This window comes from Corynebacterium striatum ATCC 6940 (assembly GCF_000159135.1).
GTDB classification, from domain to species: domain Bacteria; phylum Actinomycetota; class Actinomycetes; order Mycobacteriales; family Mycobacteriaceae; genus Corynebacterium; species Corynebacterium striatum.
Map to the genome: position 1 here is coordinate 89304 of NZ_GG667521.1, position 19534 is coordinate 108837.

Consider the following 19534-nt stretch of genomic DNA (forward strand, 5'->3'; position numbering starts at 1 on the left):
AGCTGCGAGGGGGTAAGTTCTTCCGTACAAAATAACGCGGCACTCGCGACATTTCAGCCCCATATTGGGGTGGGTAAAAGTCACATATGCTTAATGTCACACCGGCGTACGCTTGGTTAAGTTGTGGTGAACGGTGTGGATATAACCACATTGGCTTTGAATGCCAAAGTTTAGCGGTAATTCACACCGACGTGGGGTTAATCTTGAGGTGAATGACCCATGGGGGACGTGTGCTCTGACTGTGTGCAGCGCATGGCCCTTGGCGATATACAACCTCACGAACCGGACCACTAGGAGATTCTTAGATGACCGCCACCATTAAAGGCCTCGTTGGCGAGCTGCCAACGAGCAACGAAAAACTCATTTCTTGGATTAGCGAAAGTGTCGAACTATTCCAGCCGGAGCGAGTGGTCTTCGTCGACGGCTCCCAGGAAGAGGCAGATCGTCTCACAGCGGAGCTCGTGGAAAAGGGCACCCTCATCAAGCTGAACGAAGAAAAGCGTCCGAACTCTTACCTCGCTCGCTCTAACCCGTCTGACGTCGCACGTGTTGAGTCCCGCACCTTCATCTGCACGGAGACCGAGGAAGGCGCTGGCCCCACCAACAACTGGGCACCGCCGGCAGCCATGAAAGCAGAGATGACCGAGGCATTCCGCGGCTCCATGAAGGGCCGCACCATGTACGTGGTTCCTTTCTGCATGGGGCCTATCAACGATCCTGACCCGAAGCTGGGTGTCCAGCTCACTGACTCCGCGTACGTGGTCCTGTCCATGCGCATCATGACCCGTATGGGCGCACAGGCGCTGGAGAAGATTGGTGCTGAGGGCGATTTCGTCCACGCACTGCACTCCGTGGGCGCTCCACTGGAGCCGGGCCAGGAGGATGTGACTTGGCCGTGCAACGACACCAAGTACATCACCCAGTTCCCAGAGACCAAGGAAATCTGGTCCTACGGCTCTGGCTACGGCGGAAACGCCATCCTGGCCAAGAAGTGCTACGCGCTGCGCATCGCTTCTGTTATGGGTAAAGAAGAGGGCTGGATGGCTGAGCACATGCTCATCCTGAAGCTGACCAACCCGGAGGGCAAGAACTACCACGTTGCGGCGGCTTTCCCGTCTGCTTGTGGCAAGACCAACCTCGCCATGATCACCCCGACCATCCCGGGCTGGTCCGCGGAGGTTGTGGGTGACGACATCGCGTGGCTGCACCTGCGCGAGGACGGCCTCTACGCCGTGAACCCGGAGAACGGCTTCTTCGGCGTGGCACCAGGCACCAACTACGATTCCAACCCGATCGCCATGAAGACCATGGAGCCGGGCAACACCCTGTTCACCAACGTCGCGCTGACCGACGACGGCGATGTCTGGTGGGAGGAGATGGGCGACGCTCCTGCGCACCTCATCGACTGGCACGGCAACGACTGGACCCCTGAATCCACCACAAAGGCTGCTCACCCGAACTCCCGCTACTGTGTCCCGATTTCTCAGTGCCCAACTGCGGCACCGGAGTTCGACGACTGGAAGGGTGTCAAGATCGACGCCATCTTGTTCGGCGGCCGCCGCGCGGACACCGTTCCGCTGGTCACCCAGGCATTCAGCTGGAACCACGGCACCATGATCGGCTCCCTGCTCTCCTCCGGCCAGACTGCCGCAGCAGAGGGCAAGGTCGGCGCACTGCGTCATGACCCAATGGCGATGCTGCCGTTCATCGGCTACAACGCTGGTGACTACCTGCAGCACTGGATCGACATGGGCGTCAAGGGCGGTGACCGCATGCCGTCCATCTTCCTGGTTAACTGGTTCCGCCGCGGCGAAGACGGCCGCTTCCTGTGGCCGGGCTTCGGCGAGAACTCCCGCGTCCTGAAGTGGATCGTGGACCGCATCGAAGGCAAGGTCGACGCCGTCGAGACTGTCGTGGGCAACACCGCTCGCGCTGAGGACATCGACATCGAGGGCCTGGACTTCGACATCGAGGATGTCCGCGAGGCGCTGGCCGTCAACGCCGCTGACTGGGCTGGCGATATGGAAGACAACGCCGAGTGGCTCAACTTCCTGGGCGGCCGCGTTCCGTCCGAGGTCTGGGATGAGTTCCGCGCACTGAAGTCGCGCGTCGAGAACGCCTAAGCCAAAACTTAGGGCCTTCCCGCCCACCATCATGGTGAAGCGGGGAGGCCCTTTTGCATGCGAGAGAACTCTAGGCGCGCAGCACGATGACGAGGTTCGAAGTTAAGAATTCGCGCAGCACAGGCACGCGCGTTACCCACCACGCCCAGCTGGGGTGGTAGCGCGGAAAGGTGAGCAAAGCGTCATGCGCGGTGGCCCAGTCGAGGCCCTCGCGCGCGGAGACGTCGAAAAGCGAGGTGCCAAAGACGTTCTTTGGCGGGTGCCCGTGGCGGCGGGTGTAGCGGTCGCGGGCGAAGGCGCCGCCCACGTAGTGCTCCCACAGGCCCGTCTCGTGGCCGCCGAAAGGCCCCAGCCACACCGTGTAGCTCAAGATCACCAGCCCACCGGGCCGGGTCACGCGCAGCATCTCTTCTCCCATATCCCACGGATGCGGGATATGCTCGGCCACGTTGGAGGAGTAGGTGACGTCGAAGGTGGAGTCGGCAAAGGGCAGCTGCGTGCCGTCGCCGCGCACCGCGTTGGCCAGCTGGATTCCCGCGGCCGACATCTCGCACGCATCGGGCTCAACGCCAAAGTAGCGCGCCCCGCGCCCAGCGAAGGCCTCCGCGAAGTAGCCTGGCCCGCCGCCCACATCGAGCACGCGCGCGCCGGAAAGGGGGAGGCCGAGGTCGGTGCAGAGGGCGTCGACAAGCAGGGCGGTGTCGGAGGCCAGGCCACCGTAGAAGATGTCAGGCCGGGTCTGTTCGAAGCGGAAGGAGCGCAGCAGCCGCCACGAACGCGCAAGCGTGGCCATGGCGCGGGTTTGTTTCATAACCCACTAGGCTAGTAGCTCGACATGAAAATTCTTTTACTGTGCTGGCGCGATTCCACCCACCCACAGGGCGGTGGCTCGGAGCGCTACCTCGAGCGAGTGGGTGAGTACCTGGCGGCGCAGGGCCACGAGGTGGTCTTTCGCACCGCCCGGCACATGAACGCCGCCAAGCGGGAGCGCCGGGCGGGCGTGCTCTACTCCCGCGGGGGAGCGAAGTTCAGCGTGTATCCGCGCGCGTGGCTGGCTATCCTCGCCGGCCGGCTGGGGTTGGGGGATCTGAAGGGCGTGGACGTCATCGTCGATACCCAAAACGGCATTCCCTTCTTCGCGCGCTTGGTCTCGCCAGCGCCGACGGTTCTGCTCACGCACCATTGCCACCGCGAGCAGTGGCCGGTTGCAGGCCCCCTGCTGGCGCGCTTGGGCTGGTTCCTTGAGTCGAAGGTGGCGCCGCGGGTCTACCGTAATAGCCCCTACGTGACGGTCTCGCGGGCCTCGAAGCACGACCTCGAGGACCTAGGCATCAGGGGCGCGCGCATCATCGAAAACGGTGTGGATCCGCTGCCCGCGCACGTGCCGACGCTGGAGCGTGAGACCGCGATTCACCTGGTCACGCTCTCGCGGCTGGTGCCGCACAAGCAGATTGAGCATGCCATGGACACCGTGGCGCGCATGCCGGGCGCGGTCCTCGACGTCATCGGTTCCGGCTGGTGGGAGGCGCAATTGCGCGAGTATGCCGCGTGCATCGGGGTGGCCGAGCGGGTGCGCTTCCGCGGCCAGGTCACGGAGGATTACAAGCACGCTTTGCTCGCGCTTGCCGACGTCCATCTCATGCCCTCGCGCAAAGAAGGCTGGGGTTTGGCAGTGATGGAGGCCGCGCAGCACGGCGTTCCCACGGTGGGTTACACGTTTGGCTTGCGCGATAGCGTGGTCGCCGGGGAGACCGGCGTGCTCGTCGATACCGAGGACGAGTTCGCCCACGCCGTGCAGAAGCTGGTGGAAGACCCAGATGAGCGGCGTCGTTTGGGCGAGAATGCCCGGCAGCTGGCGGCTAGGTACTCGTGGGAGAAGACTGGCCAGGCTTTCGAGAAGCTGCTTGGCGAGCTAGTGGAAAAGCAGCGCTAGCAAGCAGGAGCCAGAGCGTGGTCAGAGCCCACGGCACCGCGGGGGCAGGCGCGGCGGTCTCGGCGACGATGCGGCTATCGACCACCACGGCTCCCACCCCGAGTTCCTCCAGGGCGTCCATATCGCGGCGCTGCCAGGCATCGTGGGCGGCGACGTAAGCCGGCTGGGCCTGGTCCACTACCACGCCATCGACGATGAGCTCGCCCGACTCGAGCTTGTTTAACGCCTTGGAATACGGGTCCACGGCCACGCCGCCGCCGCGCAGGCTCACCAGCGAGGGGCGGTCGGGGAAGAAGGCGACGCGGCCGTTGAGGGCGTCGACAAGCTGCTGGTCCACCACGGGTTGTTCGGAGCGCGGGGCGAGCACGGCGACGTCGCGCGGGGCGCCGGGGGCTTGCAGGAGGCAGGCGAGGAGCCCTACCGCGGCAGGCAGATTCGGCAGCGCCCCCAACCCCGCGACGTAGAGGGGGATGGCGAGGAGCGTGAGCTTGGAGGCGTCGCGAAGCAGGCCCGCGCCAGGAACGTGCGCGATAAACCACCCCAGCGCGCCGGGGAAGAGCCACGCCCCGCAGGCCAGGCCGAGGCCGAGGGCGGCGAGGAGGTAAAGGGGGCGCCGACAAGCATGCTCTAGGTGCCGGGACCCCATGAACGCCAAGGCCGCGACGGCTAGGCCCGCGAGCGCGAAGCGGGAGGCAGGCACGGCGTCGGCGCTCCAGATTCCGCCCAAGCCCAGCAGTGCGCCCCCGGTGCCCACGAAGCCTTCCGCACGGGGAGCAAAGGCGGCGACCTGCGCGGCTGCGGAACCAGGTGCGGAGTTGTTGGACAGCGCCGGCACCAGCCACGGCAACCAGAGCAACACGCCACCTGCGGCAAGCCGGAAGCGGCCGGTGACAAGCGCAATCACCACCCCGAAGACCCCGCCCGTGGGAGTCAGCGAGGAGGCCCAGAGCGCGAGCCAGGAGGCGGCGCGGCGTCGGTTAAGGCAGGCCCACGCCAGCACTGGCGCGAGCCACGCGGCTACCGCCAGCGACCACTGCCCCTGCAGAAGGCGCTCAAGAACGAAAGGATTGGCCACCGCACACGCCATCGCGGCAGCAGCCGCCAGCGGAGTGTGCGCCCACTTTGCCGCCCCCCACGCACTGGCCAAGGCGCTGGCCAGCACCAGAACACGCGCGAACCAATCGCCGCCCAGCAACGCCAAGACCCCATCTTGCGGTGCGTTGCGGGCAGGCAAGGTACCCAGCCCAAAGTTCGTGGCCGTCAGGCCCGGGTGGTGGAGTAACGCCATGTCACGCCACAGCAGCTCGCCCGGCACCAGGAAAGGCCAGCACACTGCGCCGACGAGCAGGAGACCCCACGCGACAAGGACGCGGCGGCTCCAGCTATGCGCGGTCACGGTGGCGGCGCATGTACAACGAGGCAGCATAGGCAAGCAAAACCACGCCGATAACCTTGCCGACCCACCCCACGATGCTCAGGATCTTCGCGCTTTCAATCGTGGTACGTACCGAATCGAGGCGCTCCTGCTTGGTGGCCTCGGACCACGACATGTCGGCCTGGAAGAGCGCGCGGTCTGCGGTGTCATTTTCTTCCACCATCTGGCGGGCTTGGTCGGCGTCGGTGGCGAGGAAGATCTTGATGTCCTCGTGCACGTCCAGGATGGTGCCGGTGGTGGGTTCAACCCATACGTCGCGCTTGACGGTGTAGAAGGGCTCGAGGATGACATGCTCGGTGGGGCTCAGCCCGAAGCGCTCGAGGGACTCCGGCTTAAACATCGCCTTCGCAGGGCCCGAGCGGCGCAGCTGCTCTAGGTTGTCCTGCTGTGCAAAGCTCAGCGAGTCCACCACTGAAACCGGGTCGATTTCCTGGTGGAAGGAGTACGTGGGGATGGTCTCCCGCTTCTCCGTGCCCGTGAAGTCGATGGGCGCGGCCGTCTGCGTCATCGGGTCGAAGTACGGGTAGCTGCGCTGTTCTGCCTTGGCAGGGAAGAAGTAGCTGATGCCGTCGCGCTCGAAGTCCATGGAAGAAGCACCCGTGCCCAGTGGCGTGATGTTGAACTGCTGAGAGCTATTTAACCCTGGGATGGGATAGGCAGATTCGCGGTTGAGCAGGGAACTCTCGTTGAACTCCGCGATGGTCTTACCGTCGGCCTCGACCTTGAGCGAAGAATTTGCGGAGGCCACGGCGTCGTCGTTAGTAGCGGAGGTGGTGGTGACGCGCTCGAGCGTGGTCACCCGGTCCTCGATATAACAATAAAGCGGAGCCTGCTCCGATTCGCAGGCCGGGTCGCCGTGGGGATCGGCAGGCTTCTCGTGGTGCAGCGCGCGCAGGATGTTCAGCGCGGGCCCGGTGGCGGGCTCGGTGGTGACCGTGAAATTAAGGTTGAGCGGCAGCGGACGGGCCTGATTCTTATACAGCGGCGGGAGGACGGATCCAAGTAGAAGGAAGACAGTCGCGGCGACGATCACCCTCGTCATCCGCGAGCTCCAATTAATCAGCCGCTTCATTACAGTAAAGTTCCAATCAGTTCGCTTGTGGCGTCATGGCCCTATGAATCTTAGCCGGAGGAAGGAGAAAACCGTTTTGGCTTCCTCAAAGACTGTACCCTGCCACCTTCCCGAGCTGGATGGATTGCGCGGATGCGCAGCCTTGGGGATCGTGGTCACCCACGTTTCCTTCCAAACTGGCACTGGATGGGGGATTGCGGAGCGCTTCGATTACTTCGTGGCGGTCTTTTTCGCGTTGAGCGCTTTTTTGCTGTGGCGCCGCCGCCATCTGCACACTACCCGGGATTATGCCTGGTCACGCGTGGCGCGCCTGGCGCCCGCCTACCTGGTGTGCGTGGCGCTGGTGCTCGCTTTGCTTCCCGACGCCCACTCCGTCACCCTCACCCAAGTATTCAGCAACCTCACGAGCACGCAGATCTACGTGGTCGATGGCCTCGCGCCGGGTCTGACCCAGTTGTGGTCGCTGTGCGTGGAGTTCGCGTTCTACCTCGTGCTGCCGGCCCTGGCCTGGCTCATGCGGGGGTGGAACCGGCAGCAGCGGATGGCGGCCTTTCTGGCTGCAGCAGTGCTGAGTTGGGGCTGGGGTTTTGTGCCCTTCGTGGCGGATTTCGACAAAGGCGACGTCAATTCGCAGATTTGGCCGCCGGCGTATGCGTCCTGGTTCGTGGTGGGGTTGCTCGCTGCAGAGGCGGAGGGCCTGCGCCTTCCGCGCTGGGTGGAGCGGGCCCTGCGCATTCGGTGGGCGTGGTGGCTGCTGGCGGCAGGTTGCCTGTGGCTGGCCAGCCGCGAGTGGTTTGGCCCGCGGGGGCTGGAGCATCCGGAGCCGGGCGAGTTCGCGCGGCGCATCATTGTCGGTGCGGTGTTCGGTGCGTGCGTGATGGTGCCGGTGGCGCTGGCCCCGCGCGCGGAGAAAAGCGTGTTGGCGAGCGAGGTTTTCCAAGCGCTGGGCCGCTGGTCCTATTCGCTGTTTCTGTGGCACGTTGCGGTGCTCGCGGTGGTCTTCCCGCTGCTGGGTGTGCCGATGTTTAGCGGCACGGTGGTCCACTTTGGCGTGGTCCTCGTGGCCACGGTGGCGTTGAGTCTGCTGGTGTCGGCGGTGAGCTATGTGGTGGTGGAGGAGCCGGGGCGTCGGTTGTTGCGCGGCCACAGAACGCAGGCCAAGGCCGCGGCGCACAGGCAGGTCACCAAGACGGAGTCGCCGGCGTAGGTGCCGCTTGCCCAGGGGGCGCGGGCGAGCATGGCGCCCGCGGCCAGTGTGAGGGCGGCCGCCAAAGGAGCCGCGCTTAACGACGTCCACCTCAGCACCGCCCATGCCGCCACCCCCGCCAGTACGGCGGGTAGCCCCAGCAGGGCGAGGGTGCCCAGCCCGCATAGCGCCGCCACGGTGTGCGAGGATGCGGTGTCGGCGGGCAGCCAGGGCTCGCGGGGAGGGCGGCGAAGTGCGAGCAGGCAACCGGCTACCGTGAGCAGTGCCAGCGCTCCGCCGAGACCCAGGGCCACCTGGTAGGCACGCTCGGCGACGAAGCTTTGGCGGAAGCTGCCGCTCGCGCCCGCCGGAATGACGTAGGCCTGGCCGCCGGCGTTGATCTCCCGGGGCTGCAGGTCCACGCTGCCGGTGGGGGAATCGAGGTGACCGCGCAGGCCCTCGTTGAAGGCGTCGCCGGTGATGAGGAGGCGCTCGGTGGAGGCGGCGGTGATGTCCCGGCCGGTGGCCGGGGTGGTGCTGGGCGGATTCCAGCCCTTTTCGCGCAGGCTTATCCACGTGCCCGTGGTGCGGACGCGGTGCTTGCCGGGGCGCAGGGTGAGGGTGTCGCCGGGGTTATAGCGCGCGCCGTCGACCAGCACGGTCTTTGTGGAATCGAGCGTGACCTGCATGGAACGCGGTGCGGTGAAGTCGCGGATGAGGATGCGGGAGTCCTGGAGCAGCTGCTGGAAGAAGAACTGCCGCACGTCCGGTGAGGTGTCTGGGACGGTGACCACGCGCTCTATGGGCGAGCCCATGACCTGTGCGTTGGCGATTCCCACCCGCTCTTTGAGTTCGATGCGGATAGAGTGCGTCGCACCGCCGGGCACGCGCACCTGGCGGGAGCGATAAGGCTTGAGCTTGACCTTGACCTTGGCGCTGCCCGAGCGCACGGTGACCTCGGTGTGGCCAGTGGCCATGAGATCGATGACGGGGGCGTCCCAGGCGGGCGTTTGGGGGTCCTTGTTGAGCTCGAGCCAGCCGGTGTCGCCAGGCGCTGGCCACCAGGCGGTGGAGTTCTCCCCGTCTACTGCGGAGGTGATGGAGCGCGCCGGATTGGCGCCGCCGAAGGAGTCGGCGTCGGCGGCAGACGAGGAGGCGCGGACCGTGCCGCCGTGGGACTCCACGGTGGTCAGCGGGCCTGCGGAGGGGTAGTCGCGCAGGCGGTTGTTCACGGTCGAGGGATCCTCAGCGCCCAGCGGGGCGGAGATGGGGCCGTCGAGGGTGCCGTAGTTGCGGTCGCTCAGGGTAGGGGTATCGGTGACGATGTCGGCGTTGCCCTCCACCAGCTCATACGCAGGCCGGTTGGCCGAATGCGCATCGAGGAAGGCCAAGGACTCGCCGCCGCCTGCGACGCGTACGGGCTCAGTGGTGCTGAGCACTCCCGCGGAGTCTTGGTGCGGCAGGATGATGACCTCAACCTCGTCATTGGGGCCGAAAGCGTGGACCTGGCCGCCGTAAGAGGAGGCGTTGCGCCAAGCAGCTAGCCGCGAGTCGTCGCGGCCGCTGGCCCCCTCGGTGGAGGCGAGGTCGTGGCGCAACAGGATCGCCCCGATGCCTTGGCGTTGGAGTGCAGCGGTGCCGGTGCGGGGATCGTCGTGAAGCGCGGCGACGACGCCATCGAGACCCCGGATGGCCTCGGGCGGAACCAGAGGGATGGCGTCGCGGACGGCCCAGGGGACGTCGAGAAGCGCCTGCGCCGGCTCATCGCGGGTCCAGCCCCAGTCTTGGCGCGCGAAGGAGGACTCGGGGAAGAGCAGCGTGCGGGTATCGCGGGCGGTGGCGTTGAGAAAGTTCGCGGCCTCGTGCCAGTAGTCGGGGACCGCGGAATAGGCGCCTTTGGGTAGGAGGCGGCCGGTCCACGCGGGCGAGAAGGAGGCACAGGCGAGCGCCGCCACCAGCACGGCAACCGCCTGCTTCCGGGAGGGACGCAGCCACGCGCGGCCCGAGTCAGGCAGCGAAAGGGGGGCGGTGGCCGCGGCGAATCCGAGCAGGAGCGGGATGCGAACTAGGGGGTCGAACTTGTGGAGGTTGCGCAGCGCCGCGAGCGGGCCGTCGAGAGCATGCAGGTACCACGCGGCGTGGGTGCCCAAGATGGCGATGCCCACGCACAGCATCACCGGCCATACGCGAGGCAGGCGGCTAAGCCCGTACAGGCCAACGGCCGCCACCGCGATGGTAACCAGAACGAAGAAAGGCTCGACGGCTAGGGCATATCCGGCGCTGCGCTCCGTGTCGACGAAGGGCGCCCAGCTGGTGGTGCCGCGCAGAATCTCCGGCAGGTTGAGCCAGCGGGTGGTGACAAAAGAGGACTCGATGAACTCGGTAAACGGAGGGGCATAGCGGCCGAGTACTAGCAGCGGAACGATCCACCAGACCGATACCGCGGCGCAGCCGGCAAGCCAGGCCAGCCCGGGGCGCCAAGCGCGGCGATAGAGCAGGACCACGGCAGCGGGCACGCAGGCCGCGAGCGTAGCCGTGGCATTGACCGCACCCATCAGCGCCACGGGAATGATAGCGGCCGCGGCGTCGCGCCAGTTCAGCTCGCGGCGCAGGAAAGGCAGCACGACCCAAGGCGCGAGCATGACCGGCCAAGTCTCCGAGGAGATGGCCCCCAGCGTGGTTAGCGCGCGCGGGGAGAGCGAGTAGAGCAGCGCGGCCAAGAAAGGCCACCAGCCGGGCGCTTGCCGAAGCGACGGCAGAGCGGCGAAAAGGAGCCGATGGAAGCCCCAAAAACCCACCCCGAGGACGAGCCACCACCACAGGCGCTGGGCTATCCAGTCGGGGAGGAAGTCAGTGAGGAGAAAAAACTGGCCCTGTGGAAACAAGTAACCGTAGGCCTGGTTCTGCAGCTGGCCCAAGGTGAAGACCTCGGTGTAAGCGTGCAGGGCGCCGCGCAGAAACCCCAGTGGGTTCGCGGCGAGGTCATGTTTGGTGTCGGCGACGGTCAGCCCAAAAGGCTGGCTAAAGACAATAAGCGCTAGCACTAGCAGGCCGACAAGGCGCCAGCGCAGCTGCGGGCGGCGGGCTATGCCGCGGGAGAAAAAGCCACGCACATTAGTTGCGGGAGCCGTACTCCGGGCCACCCATGACGGCGTCGGAAGTAGACACAGCGTTGCCTGCCGGGACCACGTCAGCGTTGGAGAACTGCGCGATGCCAATCACCGTAATGACGCCGAGGGCGATGCCCACGACGGTGCTGCCCACGGCTGGGCCGAGGGTGCGCTTGTTGAGGGAGTCCGTCTCGAGTGCCATGGTCCTAGATACTAGCAGCTACACGGCGCAATTCCTGTACGAATCGCGCCGGGGATGCGACTAGCTGTGGGCCTCGGGTTCCTCGTCGTCCTCGTCGTCGTCAAGCTCGGGCGGAACGATGAACACCGGAAGGCCCGCATTACGCACGATGTGCTCGGCAGTGGAGTTGGTCCACCAGCCGCGGAAGCCGCTGAGCGCGCGGGTGCCGGTGACGATGACGTCGACGTCGAGTTCTTGCGCGGCGTCGACAATGGCGGAAGCAATCGTGGTCACCGACTCCACCAGGTGAGCGCGGCCGCTCAGCCCCAGGCTCTCGGCGACCTCGATGCCCTGCTTGCAGATGCGCAGCGCCTCCTCGTAAGCGGGATCGTCCTCGACGTTATCCGGCGCTACGGTGGACTGGTGCAAACCCGTGCGGCTCACGGCACGCGCGGCCTGGCGGGCAACCGGCTCCCACGCCGTGAGGATTTCCACGCGGCGCGGGCGCAGCAGGCGGGCCGCATGCTCCATGGCGCGGGCAGCGCGAGTGGAGCCGTCATAAGCAATCAACATGGTCTCTGCGTTACTCATAGGGGCCATAGTAACCCCCTTCACGGCCGCTGCGTGGCCAATCGTGCACACTGGAGGGCATGCATCTTTTCCATTGCTTCCGTCCCGCGGCTGGATCTGCAGCCGCTTTTTCGCGTCCGCGGGTACGAGTGCGCGCAGCTGCCGTACTCGCCGCGGTGGGGCTCGGAAGTACCTTGGTGGCTTGCGCGGATGAGGAGGTCGCGCCGCCGGAAAACGCGGCGTCGTCAAGCGCCAGTGCTATCCCACAGACCAGCGCCGCGCCCGCCGCAACGGACCGCCGGCAGCTGGCGGCCTCCCTGCTCATGCCGCCGGCCGTCAACTACGACGACGCACGCCAGAAGCTCGAAGCCGGCGCGGGCGGCATCTTCATCCCCAGCTGGGCGGATCCGAATCTGCTCACCGAAGAGGGCCGCAACATCGTGGCCCTGCGAGAGGAGCTGGGCCGCGACTTCAAGGTCTCCATTGATTTTGAAGGCGGCCGCGTGCAGCGCTTCTCCGAAGTCCTCGGGGCATTCCCGGCCCCGCAGCAGATGGCCGCAGACGGCAGCCCGGAGGATGTGGAGAGGATCGGCGCGGAGATCGGCGGCGTGCTCAAGGCACACGGCATCAACGTGGATTTCGCCCCGGTCCTCGACGTCGACGGCGGCGGGCTCGAAGTGGTGGGGGACCGCTCCTTCTCCACCGATCCGGCGCAAGCCGGTGAGTATGGCGCAGCCTTTGCCCGCGGCCTTGAGTCGGCCGGCGTCGAAGCCGTGTTCAAACACTTCCCAGGCCACGGGCGTGCCTCGGGGGATACCCACCTGGCTGAGGCCGTGACCCCGCCACTGGAGGAGCTCTACACCCACGAGTTCGTGCCCTTCGAGGAGGCCGTCCCCGCGGCCCCTGGGGCCGGCCTGATGATGAGCCACCTCGCTGTGCCGGGCCTGGGCGATGGCCAAACGGCGGCTTCTATCAATCCGGCCGCTTATAAGCTCGCGCGCGAGCATCTGCATTTCGAAGGCCCCATTTACACCGATGACCTGGGCGGAATGGCATCCATTGCGGACACGATGGATGTGCCGCAGGCGGTGGTTGCTGCGATTGGAGCGGGCGCTGACATGCCCTTGTGGTCCACTGACGGGGGCTTCGACGCGGCTATCGACGCCGTCGTGGCAGCCCTCGATGACGGCACCTTGACCGAGGAGCAACTGCAAACTTCTGCCCGGCGTTTGGCCGAGTAAACGGGACCTTACTAGGAATGCTGCAGCTCGAACGATAGTCTTTAAGGCGTGAAAAAGGCAGTAGGACAGCAAACTGGCAAAGGCTGGCGCATCACCCTCGGCGTGATCGTCGGCCTTCTCCTGATCGCGGGCATCGCCTACACGTGGGACGTTATTGCTAATCAGGGCAAGGTTCCGCGTGCGACGTCCGTGGGCGGTGTGGACATCTCCAGCATGGAGCGCACCGCTGCGGTAGAGAAATTGGAGCGCGAGCTTGGCGACGTCGAGACCAAGCCCGTCAACGTCACCTCCGGGGAGAAGTCTTCCCAGTTAGTCCCTGCCGAGTCAGGCCTGACGCTGAACTACCAGAAGGCCGTGGACGGCATTCCGGATGCTTCCTATAATCCGGTGACTCGTCTGTTTAGCTTCGTAAAGGCCACACAGGAAATCCCGGTCGCCGTTGATATTGACGACACTGCACTGGATGGTGCACTGGAGCGCGTGAAGAACGAGCTCTCCTTCGCACCGAAGGATGGCATGCTGGAGCTCAACAACGGCCAGCTTAAGGTGACCAAGCCAGTGCTGGGCCAGACGGTGGAGCCGGATGATTTGAAAAATGGCATCACCGAAAACTGGCTCGACCCGGCGGGCGTTGAGGTAGAGCCTGTCGAGGTGGAGCCCGCTATCAACGACGACGCGATTGAGGCGATGCGCACTGGCGACGCCGCCAAGGCCCTCGACAACCCGCTCACCATCAACGGCGAGAACAACGTCGCGGGCACGCTGCGCAAGGACGAAATCGCGCAGTTCGTCTCCATTGAGGCGAAGGACGGCAAGCTGGAGCTGAAGGTGGATACGCCGAAGGCGCAGCAGCTTTTCGAGGAGCGCATGGATGGCGCGCAGGTGCCAGGCCAGAATGCCAAGATTTCCTTCAGCGGCGACAAGATGAATGTGACTCCATCGGTCGATGGCTCGATTATCGACTGGGAGAAGACCTTGAAGGACTTCGATAAGCGCGTCAAGGGCGACGAGCGCACCTGGGACGCGGACTACAAGCCGGATCCGGCGGAGTACACCACCGAGATGGCGGAAAAGGCCACCTTCAACGACACCGTGTCGGAGTTTTCCACCGGCGGTTTCTCTGGCGCATCGGGCGAGAATATCCGCCGCGTGGCGGCGCAGGTCGACGGCGCTGTGGTCAACCCAGGCGAGACCTTCTCCCTCAACGGCTACACCGGCCCGCGCGGCACGGCGCAGGGCTACGTGGAGTCCGGCATCATCATCAATGGACACTCCGGCACTGCGGTCGGCGGCGGCATCTCGCAGTTCGCCACCACGCTCTACAATGCCGCTTACTTCGCCGGCTTCGAGGACGTGGCCCACACGCCGCACTCTTACTACATCTCCCGCTACCCGGCCGGCCGCGAGGCTACCGTGTACGAGGGTTCCATCGACTTGCAGTTCAAGAACACCACGAACACCCCGGTCCGCATTGAGACCGACTTTGGCGGCGGCAAGATCACCGTCCGCTTCAAGGGCGTGAAGACCTACAACGTGGAGTCTGTCAACAACGGCCGCTGGGCTAAGACCGACCCACAACCTATGTCCGTCCCAGGCAGCGACTGCTCGCCTTCTTCCGGCGCGCCGGGCTTTACGACGTCCGATACCCGCATCATCAAGGATCTAGGCGGCAAGGAACTCTCCCGCGAGACCACCACTACGGTCTACGACCCACAGCCCATCGTCCGCTGCGGCTAGTAGCCTCGACGCCATGGAAGAGAAAACCCTTACCACGCTCATATTCGGCAACGTGGTCATTGAATCCAACCTGCGCGGGGCAGAACTTCGCATCTACAGCGAAGACTGGCGCGGATATCAGCTCCGCACCGATTGTGGGGTGACGTTCCGCGCCCCGCTAGATGACATCCGCGGCAACGTTCCTGAGCGCGATCTAGCCGCGCTCACAGAGAAATTCTTCGAACCGGCAGCCGCAGAGTTGGAAGCACACTATCCAGGCGGGGTAGCACGGGCACAAAATGAACTGGCCCAGTGGCTAAGCGCCACTGACCAGCACGATATTGTCCCCTGAAAGTTGGGGGTGCATGCCAGATACTGGGCCCATTGGCTCAAGTTCGTTCTAGACTCTCCAAAGCCTCGGCGGTTACAGCGATCCGGCTCTTTGGTAGGTCGGAATCTGGGGTCATAGATGAGACGCAGCGAAGATGGTCTTCGAACCTCGAATTCATCAACTGTCTGGGATGCTCAGTCGTTACTCGGAGCGTTTCCTTATTACTCAGCTTCGGATGCACGTCCATTTATTGGCATATCAAACATTCATGGCTACGAGTCAGCCAAAAGATGATCCACCTAGTTGGGTGTAGACCGTGACTACATACACGAGGATGCCGCTGACAACGGCGAGGGGATAGAAACCCTCGCCTAAATCCACCCTGATTCTCGGGCGCGCAAATATGCTTCGAATCGGTTCTGTGCACCGAGCTTTGCCATTGCTGAGGAAAGATAGTTTCTGGTTGTGCCGGTGGCCAGGAAGACCTCCTTGGCAATTTGTTCTATCGAGCCTCCATTACCAGCGGCTTCGATGACTTCGGCTTCGCGTTCGGTCAATGGGCTGGAATTTGCTGTGATAGTCGTAGCAGCAAGTTCTTGGTCGATGAAGCTTCTTCCCTTGTGTACCGTGCGAATCGCTGTGGCAAACTCTTCTGCGGTAGCGGTTTTCGGCAGAAATCCTTGTACCCCAGATGCCAACGCTCGTTTGAGTTGGTGTGGCCGCGAATGGCTCGTAACTATAACAATGGCAGTTTGGGGCGATAGGCGCGGAATTTCTTTTGCTAGTTCGACGCCATCCATGCCTCCGAGCTGCAGATCTGTCACTAGTACATCAGGAAGTGGGGAGTTGAGGGTGTAGGCCTTTTCCCACCGAGAGAGTAGTTCCTCACCGGAGGCGAAGGTCTCGGTCACCTTGAGATCGTCTTCTAGTTCTAACAAGGTGGCTAGCGAAGAAGCGATAAGCTGCTCATCGTCGACGATTGCAATGGAGAGCATTAGTCGGTGTCCTTCCACGAAAGTGTTGCAGTGCACTGATTGTTTTGACGGGTAAGGGAGATTGTGCCACCGATCTGTTTTGCTCGTTCCTGTAGGGCTTGTATGCCACCGAGCGGCCCGATAGAGCGCTCTACCCCATCATTGGTTAGTGATACCTCGTGTTCAGAGAGTTCGATGTTCACCACACTGGCGCTTGAGTGTTTCATCACGTTGGTGGTCGCTTCGCGGATGAACCAGGCAGCGGTCTGTTGGCAGGTGGATGGGATCTCCTTCGGTGATCCTGTTACGGTGACCGCGATGTCTGCTCCTCCCAGTAAGCTAGTAGCCTCATCAAGCTCTGAGCTTGGGTGTAAGGTGCGATATCCTGTTACTACTTGATGCAAATCCGTACGCATGAGCCGTACGAGCTTTTCAAGTTCGCGAAGTTCGCCATCTGTCCGGTCGTCGTTTTTCTTGTGAAGAGAGATGGCGAGCTGAGTTTTCAGGGACATCGCCGCTAGGCGTTGTCCTAAGCTATCGTGTAGCTCTTGGGCGAAGCGTAAGCGCTCCTCCTGTACTTTCAGTTGTGACTGCAGCTCTCGCGTCCGATATAGCTCTTTGACTATTCCCACCGACCAAACAGTAACCTTGCTAACCCAAACCAACACCAATGCGAAAACAACTATATAGATAGGGTGATCCAGTTCGGGGTGCTTAACCACGGATACGGTGACTACACTTAGTGCCGCAACGATTAGATAAGCGTGCTTTATGTGGATCGATAGCACGAACGCGAAGCTGCATAGCAAGAATACTGATAGTCCGCTAGTGGTACCCGTGAGATGGGGAGCGCGCTGCGTAGCAAGTAGCCCAATGGAGACAGCCCAGCATAATAGATTGACAGCGATAGCACTTGGATACAGCGCTCCGAGCGGTCGAGCCGCCGTTGAAAATGCCGGTGTTCGTTCGACTACCAATGTAGTGAGCCCCGCATTGAGTAATACGACCAGCAAGACCAGGCTAGGTTGAAAATCGTCGAACGATACCGATACCTGTCGGAAGCTTAAAACGGCTATTGCTAGCAGCGTTGCATGCATTGAGAGCCGAACGTAGGTGGAGAACTTATCGGTTTCCGGCTTCTCCATGAACCCCTGTAGCACAGTCATGCTGTCAGAGTACATTGGGTTCCATCAGTAATCAGCGGTTAGTTTCCCATTTCATGTACCGGAATGCTGCCCAAATTAGCGCGACACTCCAGACCAACATAAGCGCAAGCGGTCCCAAGGCTGTGGTCAGTGTGGCAGTTAGTTCGCCACGTGTAGGGTCTGCATCCGGAATATAAGGCTGCCCAGTCCACTCGATGAAGGTGAGATCTCCGAGCAGTGCGAACGGTGTCCGCGCTAACGGATCTTGGATCGGATCGGGCAACGTGGAACGGAGCGGAGACTGGGAAAGCATGGCCAAAACCATGACAGGGAGAGAAGTCATCTGTGCGGCTTCGGCATTGGCCGTAATCGAGCTAGTGAGCAGTGCTAAACCTGTTGAAATGACGATTCCTAAAATCATGGCCAGAAGTAGCAGAATGCCTGTACTCGGTAGATCGCCAGTGTAGACAACGAGTATGCCGGACATTAACGCGGTAAGCAGGAGCGACATAATAGCTCCGGGGGTGGCCAACGCGGCAAGGATCTCAGCGCTGCGAGCTTCACCAGTGCGTAACCGCTTAAGAACTCGTTCATCACGTCGCGTAGTAGTCATTGACAGAACGGAATAGAACTGGACGAACATCAGCGAGATTAGGAAAAATACTTCCATCGAAATTGCGGTGCGCATTCGTGTGCTTGTGGGCTGTCCGTCCTCACCCATGAATTGCATCAATAGGCCTACCCCTATGGGAAATACTATAGCCATGAAAAGTAGCGTTTTGTTGCGCAAGTATTGTCGGATTTCGGCCACAGCTAAAGCTCGATATCGATTCCAACTGGAACTCTGACGGTTGGAATATTCTGGAGCCGATGCGTTGCCTAGATTTACATGGTGGGAAGTAGAAGTAGTCACGATTGCACCCCTTTATAGTCAGGTTGAGGATTGTGTTCATTAGCTATACTCATGAACACTTTTTCCAAGGAAGCAGGGCGGGCGGAGAATCCCTCCAACTCAAGGCAGTTTTCACGTGCCCACTCCAAGACAGTGAGAGCATCTTGGGGAAGCTGCTTTGTAGAAATTGTGTGGCGTCCTTGCTCGGTGTTCACGGTAGTACCCGGAAGTTGGGGCGGGGTTTGAACACTGGAGACCGTGATCTCGGCAGAAACTGAATTCACCAGTTCGGAGAGCGTGCCCTCGCGAGCAATGGTTCCTTCATTCATGATGGCGATGTGATCGCAAAGCAGCTCGGCTTCTTCCAAATAATGGGTGGTAAGTACCATCGTGACGCCCTGCTCCTTAAGTCGTAGGAGCAGATCCCACACATTTCTACGAGATTCCGGATCGAGTCCAGTGGTGGGTTCGTCGAGAAACAGTAGCTCTGGGTTTCCGAGTAGGGCGCAGCCGAGGTCGAGCCGACGCTGCTCGCCACCGGATAGGACTCCTACCCGAACATCAAGCCGATGCAGTAGCTCGACGTCTGCTAGTACCTCTTCTGTATTGCGGGGATTCGAGCACGTGCCCTGCCACATCTTGATAGTTTCTTGCACCGTTAGTTGCGAGGGAAGCCCGCCTGACTGGAGCATGATGCCCATTCTTGGACGGATGAGAGACTTGTCAATGAAGGGGTCTCGCCCAAAGACTTCGATTTCACCAGAAGATGCAGGGGCCAGTCCTTCGAGAATCTCCAACGTGGATGTTTTTCCAGCGCCGTTGGTGCCAAGAAGGCCAAAAACCTCGCCACGGCTGACACGGAAGTCAAGGCCCTTAACAGCCCGAAACGCCTTCGTTCCCTTGCCGTAGCTACGGGTGAGGGCGCTGACTTGGAGGACTGTTTCACGTCTTGCTATTTCGTTCATGTTTCTATGCTGACAAAAATTGAGTCGTTTGAATGCGGGAATTGATCACTATCTTCTCTGCTAGCGATCATTAGCGCGCCATGACATTTGTCATTATTTGCAATGTGGAGTGGGCAGCTTTCCGCTGGCTACGCATGATAAAGCTCATATAGCCTACGTACATTTGGCACTAGGCTTCATGCGAGAGTACCGGCACAGTTGAAGCATAAGAATCATATGACCCCAAAGGGAAGGAATCTTCATGAAAGTTTTTCAAGACATGGTTCGATTGACTCCAGCGCCTACGGTTGGCCGCGAAGCAACTGTATTCTTCTTGACAATGACAGTTCTAGCAATTTGCGCATACTTAGCGATTGACTCTGTCAACAACACCTTGGTTTTTGTATTGGTGGGTGTCCTTGCTGTGTATGCGGTGGTCCGAATGGTTTACCGACTGCTTAATCCCGATGGCCAGTGCTAACCATGATTGAATGCGCTAAAAGTGGGGTTAAGTGGCAGAATGTGTGTCCGTGCGGCGTGTCGTGGGGCGGACACGGTTAGTTACTTCATGGGCCTTTTCTGATTCCTATCGCGTGTTCGTACTCGGTTGGGATAGCGTTGTCGTAGAAGGCTGGTCGTCCTGTTTCCTGGTCGGCTTTGTTGTGGTCTTCTTTGGCAAGA

The 19534-nt window shown here is 62.1% G+C and carries 17 protein-coding genes; 7 read left to right on the forward strand and 10 right to left on the reverse strand.

Features of this window, described 5'->3' with window-relative positions; genetic code table 11:
* Positions 1–305: 305 nt before the first annotated feature.
* Entirely contained in the window at positions 306–2123 is a 1818-nt protein-coding gene (locus tag HMPREF0308_RS05485; RefSeq protein WP_005529514.1) for a phosphoenolpyruvate carboxykinase (GTP), read from the forward strand.
* Between the two features lie 70 nt (positions 2124–2193).
* On the opposite strand, the gene HMPREF0308_RS05490 is transcribed toward HMPREF0308_RS05485, so the two are convergent.
* A complete protein-coding gene (locus HMPREF0308_RS05490; RefSeq protein WP_005529516.1) occupies positions 2194–2934 on the reverse strand; it encodes a class I SAM-dependent methyltransferase in 741 nt (246 codons plus the stop codon).
* Positions 2935–2958: 24 nt separating this feature from the next.
* Between HMPREF0308_RS05490 and HMPREF0308_RS05495 the strand changes: the two genes are divergently transcribed.
* Positions 2959–4056 (forward strand): glycosyltransferase family 4 protein, encoded by a 1098-nt coding sequence (locus tag HMPREF0308_RS05495; protein ID WP_005529519.1) that lies wholly within the window; start codon positions 2959–2961, stop codon positions 4054–4056.
* Here HMPREF0308_RS05495 and HMPREF0308_RS05500 read toward each other — a convergent pair.
* Together HMPREF0308_RS05500 and HMPREF0308_RS05505 are read right to left on the reverse strand one after the other, a co-directional pair.
* Positions 3983–5452 (reverse strand): MmpA family trehalose lipid delivery protein, encoded by a 1470-nt coding sequence (locus HMPREF0308_RS05500; protein WP_005529521.1) that lies wholly within the window; start codon positions 5450–5452, stop codon positions 3983–3985. The genes HMPREF0308_RS05495 and HMPREF0308_RS05500 overlap by 74 nt on opposite strands.
* A complete protein-coding gene (locus tag HMPREF0308_RS05505) occupies positions 5439–6533 on the reverse strand; it encodes a PorA family protein (protein ID WP_169305111.1) in 1095 nt (364 codons plus the stop codon). The genes HMPREF0308_RS05500 and HMPREF0308_RS05505 overlap by 14 nt, the downstream gene beginning before the upstream one ends.
* A gap of 106 nt (positions 6534–6639) precedes the next feature.
* Between HMPREF0308_RS05505 and HMPREF0308_RS05510 the strand changes: the two genes are divergently transcribed.
* Positions 6640–7770 carry an acyltransferase family protein gene (locus HMPREF0308_RS05510; RefSeq protein WP_005529525.1) on the forward strand — a complete coding sequence of 377 codons (1131 nt, stop codon included), beginning with the start codon at positions 6640–6642 and terminating at the stop codon, positions 7768–7770.
* Here the strand turns inward: HMPREF0308_RS05510 and HMPREF0308_RS05515 are convergent.
* From HMPREF0308_RS05515 to HMPREF0308_RS05525, 3 genes are read right to left on the reverse strand one after another with little or no spacing between them, the layout of a single operon-like run.
* The gene (locus HMPREF0308_RS05515) at positions 7665–10862 is read right to left on the reverse strand and encodes an alpha-(1->3)-arabinofuranosyltransferase domain-containing protein (protein WP_005529527.1); all 3198 of its coding nucleotides are present in this window, start codon (positions 10860–10862) and stop codon (positions 7665–7667) included. The genes HMPREF0308_RS05510 and HMPREF0308_RS05515 overlap by 106 nt on opposite strands.
* A gap of 1 nt (position 10863) precedes the next feature.
* Entirely contained in the window at positions 10864–11061 is a 198-nt protein-coding gene (locus HMPREF0308_RS05520) for a DUF2613 domain-containing protein (protein WP_005529528.1), read from the reverse strand.
* A 60-nt stretch (positions 11062–11121) separates the two neighbouring features.
* Entirely contained in the window at positions 11122–11631 is a 510-nt protein-coding gene (locus HMPREF0308_RS05525) for a universal stress protein (protein WP_034657125.1), read from the reverse strand.
* A gap of 59 nt (positions 11632–11690) precedes the next feature.
* On the opposite strand from HMPREF0308_RS05525, the gene HMPREF0308_RS05530 reads away from it, so the two are divergent.
* Genes HMPREF0308_RS05530 through HMPREF0308_RS05540 form a run of 3 tightly spaced genes read left to right on the forward strand, consistent with a single transcriptional unit; the run spans position 11691 to position 14919 of the window.
* The gene (locus HMPREF0308_RS05530; protein ID WP_050765415.1) at positions 11691–12851 is read left to right on the forward strand and encodes a glycoside hydrolase family 3 N-terminal domain-containing protein; all 1161 of its coding nucleotides are present in this window, start codon (positions 11691–11693) and stop codon (positions 12849–12851) included.
* 48 nt (positions 12852–12899) lie between these two features.
* Positions 12900–14588 (forward strand): VanW family protein, encoded by a 1689-nt coding sequence (locus HMPREF0308_RS05535; protein WP_005529533.1) that lies wholly within the window; start codon positions 12900–12902, stop codon positions 14586–14588.
* Positions 14589–14601: 13 nt separating this feature from the next.
* On the forward strand, positions 14602–14919 hold the full coding sequence (locus tag HMPREF0308_RS05540; RefSeq protein ID WP_005529535.1) for a hypothetical protein: 318 nt from the start codon (positions 14602–14604) through the stop codon (positions 14917–14919).
* Between the two features lie 350 nt (positions 14920–15269).
* Here the strand turns inward: HMPREF0308_RS05540 and HMPREF0308_RS05545 are convergent, their stop codons facing one another.
* From HMPREF0308_RS05545 to HMPREF0308_RS05560, 4 genes are read right to left on the reverse strand one after another with little or no spacing between them, the layout of a single operon-like run.
* On the reverse strand, positions 15270–15893 hold the full coding sequence (locus tag HMPREF0308_RS05545) for a response regulator transcription factor (RefSeq protein WP_005529537.1): 624 nt from the start codon (positions 15891–15893) through the stop codon (positions 15270–15272).
* A complete protein-coding gene (locus HMPREF0308_RS05550) occupies positions 15893–17038 on the reverse strand; it encodes a sensor histidine kinase (protein WP_236251892.1) in 1146 nt (381 codons plus the stop codon). Before HMPREF0308_RS05550 ends, HMPREF0308_RS05545 begins: the two co-directional genes overlap by 1 nt.
* A gap of 31 nt (positions 17039–17069) precedes the next feature.
* Positions 17070–17930, reverse strand: a complete 861-nt coding sequence (locus tag HMPREF0308_RS05555) for an ABC transporter permease (protein ID WP_034657048.1) — start codon at positions 17928–17930, stop codon at positions 17070–17072.
* Positions 17927–18874 (reverse strand): ABC transporter ATP-binding protein, encoded by a 948-nt coding sequence (locus tag HMPREF0308_RS05560; protein WP_005529542.1) that lies wholly within the window; start codon positions 18872–18874, stop codon positions 17927–17929. Before HMPREF0308_RS05560 ends, HMPREF0308_RS05555 begins: the two co-directional genes overlap by 4 nt.
* Before the next feature lie 241 nt (positions 18875–19115).
* Here HMPREF0308_RS05560 and HMPREF0308_RS05565 point away from each other — a divergent pair, with 241 nt between their 5' ends.
* The gene (locus HMPREF0308_RS05565) at positions 19116–19334 is read left to right on the forward strand and encodes a hypothetical protein (protein ID WP_005529544.1); all 219 of its coding nucleotides are present in this window, start codon (positions 19116–19118) and stop codon (positions 19332–19334) included.
* Positions 19335–19534 lie beyond the last annotated feature (200 nt).